Here is an 11,627-nt window from a genome sequence, read left to right on the forward strand (position 1 = left end):
GGTCACGCGGGGTCTGGAGCGTGAACTCCCCCATATCACCGCCGACCGTCTTGCGGGAATGTCCGTTGCGACGATTTTTGGCCGCCGGTTTGGCATCGTCGGGAACAGCGGCGGGTTCGACGGGACCGGCCGCCAACGCCGGGGGTGGCCGGCGTCCGAGATGAACATCCATCTCGGTGTTGAGCATCCGTTCGAGGGCCGACTTCATCATCGTCCGCATCAGGGCGTTGAGGTCGTCAATCGTCGTGGCCTGCGCGGCCATGTCCCGCGCCAGTTGCTCGGCTTGGGATTTCAAGATCGCGTCCATGCGTAATCTCCGTCAAAGAAAGAGGATGGGTAATACCCGTTCCACTCCCCTGACACAAGATTCCTTACAAGCCCCCTGGCCATGCCCGGAGGTCTTGTTTCGCACCGTTGGCACGCCGGATTCCATCACAGACTTGAGCGCCGTGAACTGCGACTGCAAGTAGTCCGGGATCAGGTGCCGCTCGAAAACGATTTGGAGGAGCTTGCTGGCCGTGTCCTTGTGCGGGTCAAACTCCCAGCCCCTTGCGGTGCAGATTGCCTTGATCGTGCTCTCCAGCGCTTTGCAAGCCGAGACAATCGCCTCCTTGACTTCCCCCTTCTTGTATTTCGCGTGCCCGTCCATGAATTCTTCCATCGGCCCGGTGAAATGCTCGCCGCCATTCTGAAGAAGCCGGACGACGGGGAGCATTGCCTCCACATGGACGTATTCCGAATCCACCCGGACGATTTTCTCCCCAACGTACTTGTAACCAATGCCGTGGCTTCGGAACCGGCCGTTGAGCTCATCAATGGCCCCGTCCGGCGGGGTGAGTCGCTCTTCCTCTAACTGCCAGTCCTGAAGTTTTCGAACCACCCGGTCAATCCACCTGAATGTAAGTTCGATCAGGTCGAGCGCGTCTTCGGTGAGCGACTGCTGGACATAATGCTGGCAGGCGTCAAACGGGTTGCCCGCGTTTTTTGACAACGTGAACACGCCCTTTTCCTTCAGCATCGTGTGGTTGATGAAGTCCCAGGCGCCGTTGGCGTTGTAGTGGCGGCCTGTTCCGCTCCGGCGATTCCATTGACCGATGGCATCCACCCAGATGTGAATGACTTGAACGCGGAACTGATGAGGAAGCTTTGTGTACTGGAACACCTCGTTGGCGTCGCCCGCGCGCATCTGCTGACGTTGCGAAAACAAATCAACGATCCCCATGCCGTCACCTTTCTGAAGCAAACCCGCCAAAGCCTCCAAAGGAAGCGGCAGAAAAAACATATTTGCAAATATTATAATGTGCGTCAGCGGGAAGCACAGGTTCGCAATTTTCATCCAATTGGGGGGATTCGGCAGGAAGTCACATGTAGGGCCGCGCCAAGCGGAAATACCCAACCCAAACGCTTCGCGTCTCCTCTCGCATCTGGTGAAAAGGGGAGACCGTCATCACTCTCCGCATTCATCACGTGGGGGAGCGTCTTTCGACGGTAAATCCCCGCGATGGCAGGCTCCGACGACTGACGGCGAGAACCTGATTTCAGGGACATGCACGGCAGACCTCGACAGGAATCATGAAACTCCTTATAGCTCAATCCGGCGGGAAGGCATAACCCGGTGTCCAGACAGACGTTCCGCCTGCACTGTGCCAGCCATTTTAGGCACTTAAGATTATGTGAGGCAACGACTTCCGACCTTGAGTTTTGTCTTCTCACTAAGTACGATGAAGGGGAATCGGCATTCAAAAATCCTTCCCAACCGAGATGACCGAAGTGTTTGATTGTTTCGCCCTGACCACCAGGAAAGTTTCGCGTAATGGCCCGGTCCGATCTACTGCTGGCCTTGGTTAAAGCCGGATCGTCCGGAGACAATACGCTTTTTCGCAAGACGGTAGAGGCCATCGTCGCCGAGGAGCGCGGCAAGAAGCACGAGGTGTTGGCCGACCGGCTGGAACACTTCCTACGCGCCGCACCGACCGCCCAGCCGCATCATCAAAATGGCTCGCTGAATGGCGCTCTGGGTTCCGTGGGCAAGGTCAGTGAATTGTGGTCGGAGCGCACCCCACGGCGGGGGTACGAAGAATTGATCTTGCCCGCGGGAGTGGCTCAGACCTGCGCCGAACTCGTCGAGGAGCATCTCCGTGCCGACCTCCTGCGCTCTTTCAATCTGACGCCCAGAAACCGCGTATTGCTCGCAGGAGCACCGGGAAACGGAAAGACATCGCTTGCCGAGGGGCTGGCCAACGCATTGATGGCCCCGCTCATCGTTGCGCGTTATGAAGGCCTGATCGGGAGTTACTTGGGCGAGACCGCCTCCCGGATTAAAAGGCTGTTTGATTACGCCCGGACGCGGTCCTGCGTCCTGTTTTTCGACGAATTTGACACGGTCGGGAAGGAGCGAGGGGACGAACATGAGACAGGCGAGATCAAGAGGGTTGTCAGTTCGCTACTGCTCCAGATCGACGACTTGCCGCCGCACGTCGTGGTGGTGACGGCCACCAACCACCCCGAGTTGCTGGACCGCGCGGTGTGGCGCCGCTTTCAGATCCGGATGGAACTGCCCGGACCGTCGCAGGCCCAGGCGGAAGAATTCCTGCGGCGCGCCGAAACACGAACCAAGCTCTCGTTCGACACGTCGCTAAAAGGGTTGGCGGATAAACTCTCGGGAATGAGTTTCGCAGAACTCGACGAGTTCGTGGCGGACGTGTTCCGGCGCTACGTCCTGACGGCCCCGGATGGATCTCTGAAAAAAATCGTTGCTCAGTGTGTCTCCCAATGGCAGGGAAGGTTCCACCCCCCCCCCCCAAAACCCCCCCCCCCCCCCCCCATGACGACCCACCCGTTTCTATTGTTCCCCAAGGCGACGCCGGAGAAAAAGGGAAACCTTTCCGGCTTCGGAGGCCGCGTCGTCACGCCGTCCGCTTCCCGGCAAAAAGACCGCCTAGACGACAAGTTTCAGGGAATCGTCTCCGCGTTCGACGACCTCCAGAACTCCGTCGACGGCTTCGAGCCGGAACGAGTCATCGTCTTCGAAACCCTCGGCGACTCGGCGAAGGAATTCGCCGTGGCCGCCTCCCGGATCAAGGGCATGGAGTGGGTGGCCGAATTGGACCTCGGCGACCAGCCCGGCGACGAGGAGTTTTTTGTCGACGGAGACCCCGGCAAACCGCTGACAGCGCGCCTCTACGCGCTAATGAGTAATTTGGCCGCCACGCGCCGTCTTCTGGCCCTCTGGCGCCACTGGGTCGACAATCCCGGCCAGACGGCCGCCAACGGCGTCGGACCATTCAAAGACGTCTTCGCGCACCTGAAAGACATACGGCGGTGGGGTCCGGCTGACCGGATACAAGAAACCGGAATTCTCTCTGCCTGGGAAGACGACTTGCGTTTCGCCGAGGAACGTCCGGGCATCAAGCGGGCCCCGGTAAAATTTGAAGTCGAGATGTGGTGTCGCGCCAATCCGGCCCTCCGCGCGAATGGTTACGCCCGACTCGCCGCCCTCGTCACGGAGGCCGGCGGCCGTTGCGTCAGCCAGTGCGCCCTTCCCCGCATCGCTTACCACGGGGTGCTCGTCGAACTTCCAGCCCCGGTCGTCCGGCAGACCGTCGAAAAAATCCGGGCCGAAGAGTATACGGACCTACTGCGGTGTGATGAAGTCATGTTCTTCCGCCCGCGGGCGCAAAGTATGTTTCCTTTGGGTGAGGAAGCGAAGGACGCCTCCCCGGCTCCCCCGCCTCCCGCCCCGACGGCCGCCCAGCCGGTCATCGCGGTCCTGGACGGGCTGCCGCTGGCCAACCACACGCACCTCCAGGGCCGGGTCCGCATCGACGACCCGGACGGCTTTTCAACCCGCTACCAGCCGGCGCACCAGAAGCACGGGACGGCAATGTGCTCTCTCGTCCTGCACGGCGACTTGAGCGCGGCCGACACGCCGCTCACGCAACAATTGTACGTCCGGCCGATCCTCGCGCCCGTCCTCGACTTTGACGGCCAGTATCGCGCCGAGGGGACGCCGGACGACGTTCTGCTTATCGACCTCTTCCACCGCGCCATTCGCCGCATGTTCGAGTCCGAGGGCGGCGAGCCGCCGGCGGCCCCCACCGTCAGGGTGGTCAACCTGTCCTTCGGAAACCCGTGGCAGCCGTTCGACCGGCAGTGCAGCCCGCTGGCCCGGTTGCTCGATTGGCTCGCGTGGAAATACCGGGTGTTATTCCTGATCAGTGCCGGCAATCAAAACCGCGACATCACCATCTCCACCCCGTGCAGCGGATGGAAAGGACTGTCGGCGGACGAGTTGACCAAGCAAGTGCTGTTGGCGATGCGGGCGGACCAGGCGTACCGCCGCCCCTACTCCCCCGCCGAGTCCCTCAATGCAGTCACCGTCGGCGGGTGGCACGAGGACGGCTGCCCCGACACTGTTACTCCGCACGTTGACCTGTTCAAAGGCAGTTCCCTCCCGAGCCCATTCGGAACGGTGGCCGCCGGGTTCGACCAGGGCGTCAAACCGGAGGTGTTTTTCCCGGCGGGGCGACAGCTTTACCGCGGCCCGATCACACCGACCGCAGAGCCGGCCAAGTTCGTGATGGTTCCGGGAAACCATGCCCCGGGCCTCAAGGTCGCCGCCCCGGGAGCCAGCCCCATGGAGCTCGACCGGACTTACTTCAGCCGCGGCACCAGCGACGCGACCGCGCTGGCCACCCACTCGGTCGGCCTAATTTACGAACGGATCCAGCAGTATCGCCAAGCCGGTTGGAAGGCGCTTACCGACGCACACTTGCCCGTCCTGCTGAAGGCACTATTGGTGCACGGCGCGGCATGGGGCAAGGAGGCGGCCCTGATTGAGAGCGCCATCCCGCCGGCCGAACTTCAGGGGGCCGACGGACACCGCGACTGGCAAAAGGTCCAACGGATTTTGAACCGCTTCATCGGATGCGGAAAAGTGGACTCCCGCAAGGCGCAGTTCTGCACGGACGAGCGGGCGACCATACTGGCATGGGATTCTCTCCCGGACGGCAAGAGCCACCTGTATTCGCTGCCCCTGCCCGCGTCGCTCGAAGGAAAAAAACAGTGGCGGCGGCTGACTGTCACTCTTGCGTGGTTCACCCCGATCAACCCCCGGCACCGAAATTACCGACAAGCCCTCCTCTGGACCGACCTCGGTTACGATGACGTTGAACTCGCCGATCCAAACGACAAGTCAACGAAAAAGAAAACACCGCGCGAGGGCAAGGAACTGCTGCTGGTTACGAAGATGGGACTGGACGAAAAATCCTCACAGCGGGGCACCGTGCAACACCGGGTATGGGAGGGCGAAAATGCCTCGGTCTACGGGGGCGAGAATCAAATTAGGATTCGGGTGAGCTGCAAGGCCGACGCCGGCAAAATGACCGACGCAATTCCTTACGGTTTGGCGGTGTCGTTGGAGGTTGCCGAAGGGGTCGGGCTGCCCATATTTCAGGAAATCAAAGAAAGGATTTTGGTTCCGGCCGTGCCCGTCGCTCCGCGGTCGGTTGGATGAATGCGGATTTAGAGAAACCCGGTTTACAAAATGCCGCACCATTCGCCTTCCCTCCGGTTTACAGAATGGTTTACAAAAACCGCCCAAGCGTCCGGTTTACAAAACCGCTACTCCAAAAACGCTATAAAATACGGGGTTTTTGAGCGGTTTTTCGGAGGTCCGACCATCTCATGCACACCACTGGAAATGCTGTGTGGGAGAAATCTCACCGGGGGTTCGAATCCCCCCCTCTCCGCCTTCAAAAATCGGCTCACCCTAAACTGCTTAAAACACAGTACTTAGGGTGAGCCGTTTTCATTGGCACAGTCCACTGTGCCAAGACTGTGCCAATCATTTCATCCATTTCGTGATCATCGTTCTCAATCCCGACGCCAGAACATCAAACTATCAGACCATCAACCCGCCGACGGTCACGCACCGCCGGCGTCATCCGACAAATCCAAACGCCTCATCTGCCGCTTGGCTTCCTCATCATGCAGGGTGAAGTAATGGGCAACCATTTTGGAATCGCGATGCCCCAGCCACCACATCACCACCTGCTGTGGCACCTTGCTCGTGGCGCAGAACGAACAGAAGAAATGCCGGAACGAATGCAACCGGCCATGGGCAAAGCCCGTTTCACCCTCCGGCGTCGGAAACCGCTCGGCCAAGGGGGTCAGCACATCCCGGATCAGGGCACGGCGGACGCGATCGGCCTTCAACCGGCCGCCCGCCGATCCGTGAAACACATAACCATCCGCATGCCGGGATAACGTCGCGAGCACGGCCCGAAGCTCCTCGTGGATCGGAAACGACCGCCCCATGCCACTTTTGAGCGTCCGGGCCGTCTTGGGATCGCGAGAGCGGCGCGAGGAGCTTTCATCAACCAGACTGATCATTCCCTTCTCCAAATCAATGTCCCCCCACCGCAAACTAATCAATTCCGAGATGCGCAATCCCGTGTACGTCAACGCCGTCAGCGTCCGGTGCAACCATTGCAAACCGGGCGTTTCCCGGCAATGGGCAAGGATGGCCCGCACCTCTTCCGTTCGCCAGCAATGAGTGTCAGATCCCTGAATTTTCGCCAGTGGCAGGACGATCAAGGCATCGGAAGGTAGATGTTTCTCCTTGACCAGCCAGGAAACGGCCTGCTTGAGGGTCGTCGCCTCCAGGTACAAAGTTCTGGCCGCGTATTCCCGATCTTCCAAGTGTTCCAAATAATCGAGGATTGTGTTTGCTTTCACTTGGTTCCAACTCACCAAGCCTCTGTTCTGCGCGAAGGCGAGAAATTTGTCGAACACCGCCCGATAGCGTTTTTGCGTGGAGTGTCGGGTTCCTCCCGCAACCGCAGTGCGGGAGGCATGGGCTTCGTAAAGCTTCCGTCCCTCGGCCAGGGTCAGCACGCCGGCCTCGGAACTTTGCAGGGCTCCGGCATCCGCCAGGCCATGTCGGACTGCCATTCGCAGGTCAAGTTGCGCCAATTGTCGCAGAGCCTCGTCCCGGTCCCTGGTGTTGAGGGATTGTCTTCCCAAATCGATCTTGTTGGACCGCCCGTCGGCCCGCCAGACTCCGTTTCGACGGCTCAACATCCAAGTGAAATACCGGCAGGTAATCTGTTCATTCTTCCGTGGTCGAGACATGAGATTTCTCCTGATAGATGTTGGTGATCAGTTTGTTCCCGCCAATGGCGGGATTGTCAAAAAGCGGAACGGCTCGGATCGAGACCAAGTCGTTCATCAACAGGGCTTCTCCCGGAGCCACTTCGGCAAGGGGCCGGAGAGACGTTTGGGCGGGTCGGTGATGGTTCCGGAGGCGAGTTTTTCCGGATGAACAACGCGCCCGGTTGCCGGCAGCAACCGATCAAGGGCGTCGCAGGGAATCAAAATGCGATGCCGAGGACCGCCGGGTTGCACGGAGGGAAGGCGACCGCTTCGCATCAAGCGACGAATGGTCACCAAAGACAGTCCGCATAGTTGGGCGAATTCGGCCGGCGAACAGTAGTTTGCTTCATCCATGGGTCGGCGAGCAAATAGCGGGCGGCAGACACAAGGCCGGTCGGCGGACGGCACGGGAAGGCACGCCGACCCGTGATGAAGGGATAGTCGAAATGAGAATTCACAATTAAATTCAAATTAATTGCGGAATGAGAAACATTCACAATACCCCCGAACGGGTGTAATAAAAGTCTAATTTTTACACCCGAACGGGGGTAAAATTAACCAACTTTTACCCCCGTTCGGGTGTATTTATATCGCATAATTTTTCCAAATATTTTTTTCTAATATTCCAAAGCTTCGAGTTCCCAAAACAGGTTAAAAAATAATCCCCATAAGTATTTTCGCGACGAGGCAGCTCATGAGATTATTCAAAAGATTGTTATTCCATCGTTGTTATTAGAAGTGAAAGTACTAAGGTGATTTTTAGGAAAAGCAGGCGTGGCCTATTTCACATCTCATTCAAAAATCTTCTTAGCTTTTGAAGGGCTGTCGGCGCAGATAACTTTGTTGAGAAGATATCGCAGACACCCTCCGGCCGATAATGATTTCCAAAAACCTCAGCCGGCAGAGGCACCGTCCAGCTCTCATGAGGCCAGCCAAGGTCTTGAGGGCGGCGGCGAGAATCGCCTCAAGCCAGTGTTGCTGTTCTTCGTCGAGCAAACGGGGACGGCCTCGGCCCTCTTCCTCTGAAGAGACTCAAGATCGAAAGCATGAGTGTGAGCATCAATCCGAGGTTGCACACGTTCTGCTTGGTTGAACCGAACATCCACGCGATCTCGGCGGCCGGGCGTCCCCGGTCAAATTCCAAAAACGGCGAGCGTGCGATGAAAGACGCGGATGTCGGAAGTCCGGATCAGTTGCCGCCGGAGTTGTCGACGTTGACAGGAGGTTGATTCAGTTCCTCGAGTTGCTCCCCTTCCCTGATGTTCATGAGGAGCAAATGTAGTGTCAAATTTATTTTGCGGTTCTGTTTGGCCCATGATCGTCGAAAAAATCGACTGGACTTAGAAAATCGCGGACTTCTGTTCTTGGGTGTGCTCGCTCTCGACGCCGCGTTTCACTCTTCGGGAGTCGTGTTTCCTGTCCATCAGGTCGACAGTGTCGCCGGAACTCGCGATGAATGCGTACCGTTTGACGGCTTCATTGGGGGGCTTTTTCACGAATTTCCAGTCGCAATGCGAGATGTCCACCCGTGCTGCTTGCTGGTCAAAAGACCAAAATGTTCCCGTGAGGAATTGGCGTTTAACAGGATGTCCACCCGGAAGACGTTCCTACTCAGGGAGGTCGTTGTCCACGTCTTCTCAGCGGTAGTCGAGCTGCCAGAACATCCGCGAGAGGACACGGGCAACTCGCTCGACTCACGTCTCATCCTTGCGCCGGTCTGCCGCGTGGAGCACTTCGTGGATAAGGACTCCGAGGGTTTCTTCTCACCGATTCCTGTGCAGATGCGGATCTCCTTTTTCGGAATGTCCGGGGCATTGCACTCCCCCGTTCTATCGCTTCAACCAAGTAAACCGAAGCCGGCACCGTTTTCTCAGGATGGTGACATGCATGTGATCTGCCTACTGCAAGGATGACACGCCCCTCGGCGCTCGCGTTAGAAGGGAAAAATTCCGGTTTTCCCCTCGCTGACAACGCGTGGGGCGGGAATTCTCGCTCTAATCAGCGGGAAAGTAGGGACCCTACCCATGACTTACAATTGAGTTTGCTGCCGTATTACCAGGGCCGAAATGTGTTACTGCGTCATCATCACCTGCTGGGAATGCTCCCACTGCCGAACGCATTGCCTCTGCTTCTCCGAGGCGATGCGGAAGTTGATGGAGGAATTGGATGACCCGGAAGGGCCGTTTCGCGGGGTTTTCCGCAGCGAAGCGCGCGAGGCTCGGTCCAATATTCCTGCTTGTCCGCGTTGATCATCGCGGGTTCCTGAAAGAGCATCCACATCGACGGGGCATCCGCCGGGCCATAAAATCTGGAGATGTTATTGTTGGGCACGCAGGCTGTAACAGACAGGAAATCCCTTTCAGGACTACATCTCGGTCTCGATCCAGATGTGGGTCAGTTGTATGCGGTGTGCGCCTTCGAGACCTTCAAATGCGTTTCCGGCCACGATCAGTTGAGCATTCTCCATCCCTTCCTGAGCCAGGAGACGAATGAACGGAGTTACCACGAAGTTCTCTTGGTCCTTCCCGATGCCTGTTGTGCCGTCGTCGAGCTTGGCTTGGAAGTCGAGAACCGCGAAACCAGGATAATGGCAGCCATCCACTTTGGTCAGCGCCATCAGCGCGTAATGGTAAGCCAAAAGGAAAATCAGCGTTTGCGTCCCGCCCAGCTTCGTGCGCCAGTTCGACTTTCCGACTTTGATACTGAACTCCCGCTCTCGAATGGACACCTTAATCGGGAGTGTCTGCGTCCAACTCGTTGGGTGCGTTTCCACGATCCGGTTAAGGTACGTCTTGAATCCGTTTTCCATCAATTGGTTGGCGCCGTCGAAATCAACATCAGCTTTGAACTCCTTAACCTGCCTCTCCAGTTCTGTCACCTCTTTTTGAATTGAATTGATTTGTTCAGTCAGGGATTCTCTTTTTGCGAGTGTGCCTCGAATCCGTTCGAGCTGGCTTAACCGTTCTTGAAGCCGGCCGGATTCAACGTCGATGAGAGTAACCTCGGGCGACACGACCGCTGCCACGGCAATGCGCACGGGTCGAAGGTCAATTTCAATACGTCTCGCTTGTGCGGTGAGTGAAATCAGACCTGCTTTCTGAGCGGTTGATTCCTTCGTGAGATCCAAGATGAGTTGACGTGTCTCGGTCAACTCTCCGGCAATCTGTTGTTTCTCGAATTCGGCCCGGCGAGCGAACTCATTGCTATTACCGGACGGGGGTTGTGGACGGGTGCAAAGGAAGCAGTTATCTGGTGGAGTATCCGGTTGGTTGATTGCCTGGTCGCAGGCAGGGCAGTGCGTAATTTTGAGCTTCGGAAACAGTCGAGTGGCTGTCTCGGCACGTGCGAGGCGGCCTAGCTCCTCGTTTAAGAGAAGTTGTTGCTGGTTCAACTCTCGGAGTCGATCTTCCGTTCTACGCAGGCTTGCCTGCACCTGTTCTTGCTGCTCGCGGATCTTCCCGAGGTCAGCGCCGAGGCGCTCCACGGACGATTCAACTTTCGGCGGTGTCGTCAACTCGACATTTTTGACGGCGTCTTCAAGAAGCTCGCGACGACGATTCGTCTTGTTTTCGATCTCTGATTGGAGACGGGTGACGGCGTCTTCGAGGGATTGCGAGGTAACAGCGACACCTAGTTCTTTGACATCAACAATCTCTCGCGTCACTTTGTCGAGTGTGGATAAAAATTGGTCCCGATCAAATTCAAGTGTTCGGATACGATTCTGTTTCTGAACAAGTTCCGCGTACTGTCCGGAGAAAAGCCGCTCCCCGATTCCGAGGAACTGGGCCAGACAAGCGTGCTGTTCGCTTTCGTACTGCTGGTCCGCCAAGTCGGCCCACATCTTTTGACGTCGATACAGGTGGCGAACCAACCCTCGCCAACCGAGGGTCGGCCATGCACGCGAGTCGTAGGGGTTACCCTGCGGAAATCGGAAGGGCGTGATGCCGAGGCGGTTCAAAAACAACTGATGAAGGTCGTCACGGTTAATTATCTCGCCGTTGACGATGGCCTTTGTCTTCATCCCCTGCTCGCGCCTTTTGAAGTTGCGCTTTTTATCCGGCGGTGCGAAACTCGGCCGGGATGGCCTGCCGGAGTTTTCGTCGCAAACGCCGGATTCCGCCGGGTGTTTGCATGGCGCGGGCCAGGTATTCCAAGTCGGCCTGTTCGCTGTGGCGGCGGACCGCCAGGCAGAGGCCGTGGGTTCGCTGGTGTCGCCAGCGCTCTTTCTGCTTCGTCGTCAGGCCGGACTTGGCCAGTTGCCTCGCCCGATGCCACTCCAGCCACAGGAACGTCACCAGGACCAGCTCCAGCCATCCCTCCGTCGCCTCGAACCGGCGCAGGCGGCATTGGGCGAAGCCCAATGTGCTTTTCAACTCCTTGAAGAACAGTTCGATCTGCCAGCGCAAATCATAAAGTTCGACCAGTTCGGCCGTCCGGAAATCCGTGCGGTTGGACATCAGGATTTTCTGGAT

The 11,627-nt window shown here is 57.8% G+C and carries 7 protein-coding genes and 1 pseudogene; 2 read left to right on the forward strand and 6 right to left on the reverse strand.

Features of this window, described 5'->3' with window-relative positions:
• Both BGIM_RS65175 and BGIM_RS54285 read right to left on the reverse strand, forming a co-directional pair.
• A pseudogene (locus BGIM_RS65175) lies at positions 1–307 on the reverse strand (IS256 family transposase); the annotation flags it as partial.
• A 12-nt stretch (positions 308–319) separates the two neighbouring features.
• Positions 320–1,222: an STM4504/CBY_0614 family protein gene (locus BGIM_RS54285; protein WP_157369683.1), complete on the reverse strand. Its 903-nt coding sequence runs from the start codon at positions 1,220–1,222 to the stop codon at positions 320–322.
• A 591-nt stretch (positions 1,223–1,813) separates the two neighbouring features.
• Here BGIM_RS54285 and BGIM_RS54290 point away from each other — a divergent pair.
• Positions 1,814–5,515, forward strand: a complete 3,702-nt coding sequence (locus BGIM_RS54290) for an AAA family ATPase (RefSeq protein WP_020474586.1) — start codon at positions 1,814–1,816, stop codon at positions 5,513–5,515.
• A gap of 410 nt (positions 5,516–5,925) precedes the next feature.
• On the opposite strand, the gene BGIM_RS0136520 is transcribed toward BGIM_RS54290, so the two are convergent.
• Both BGIM_RS0136520 and BGIM_RS0136530 read right to left on the reverse strand, forming a co-directional pair.
• Positions 5,926–7,134 (reverse strand): tyrosine-type recombinase/integrase, encoded by a 1,209-nt coding sequence (locus tag BGIM_RS0136520; protein ID WP_157369684.1) that lies wholly within the window; start codon positions 7,132–7,134, stop codon positions 5,926–5,928.
• A 96-nt stretch (positions 7,135–7,230) separates the two neighbouring features.
• Positions 7,231–7,509, reverse strand: a complete 279-nt coding sequence (locus BGIM_RS0136530) for a helix-turn-helix domain-containing protein (protein WP_020474589.1) — start codon at positions 7,507–7,509, stop codon at positions 7,231–7,233.
• A 420-nt stretch (positions 7,510–7,929) separates the two neighbouring features.
• On the opposite strand from BGIM_RS0136530, the gene BGIM_RS0136535 reads away from it, so the two are divergent.
• Positions 7,930–8,181, forward strand: coding sequence for a hypothetical protein (locus BGIM_RS0136535; RefSeq protein ID WP_020474590.1), 252 nt, complete (start codon positions 7,930–7,932; stop codon positions 8,179–8,181).
• A 1,339-nt stretch (positions 8,182–9,520) separates the two neighbouring features.
• On the opposite strand, the gene BGIM_RS0136555 is transcribed toward BGIM_RS0136535, so the two are convergent.
• Positions 9,521–11,176 (reverse strand): coiled-coil domain-containing protein, encoded by a 1,656-nt coding sequence (locus BGIM_RS0136555; protein ID WP_020474594.1) that lies wholly within the window; start codon positions 11,174–11,176, stop codon positions 9,521–9,523.
• 31 nt (positions 11,177–11,207) lie between these two features.
• Positions 11,208–11,627, reverse strand: a 420-nt coding sequence (locus BGIM_RS0136560; RefSeq protein WP_029631332.1) for a transposase, incomplete at its 5' end; no start/stop codon positions are given.

The sequence above is a fragment of the Zavarzinella formosa DSM 19928 genome, assembly GCF_000255705.1.
In the GTDB taxonomy this organism is placed as follows: Bacteria; Planctomycetota; Planctomycetia; order Gemmatales; family Gemmataceae; genus Zavarzinella; species Zavarzinella formosa.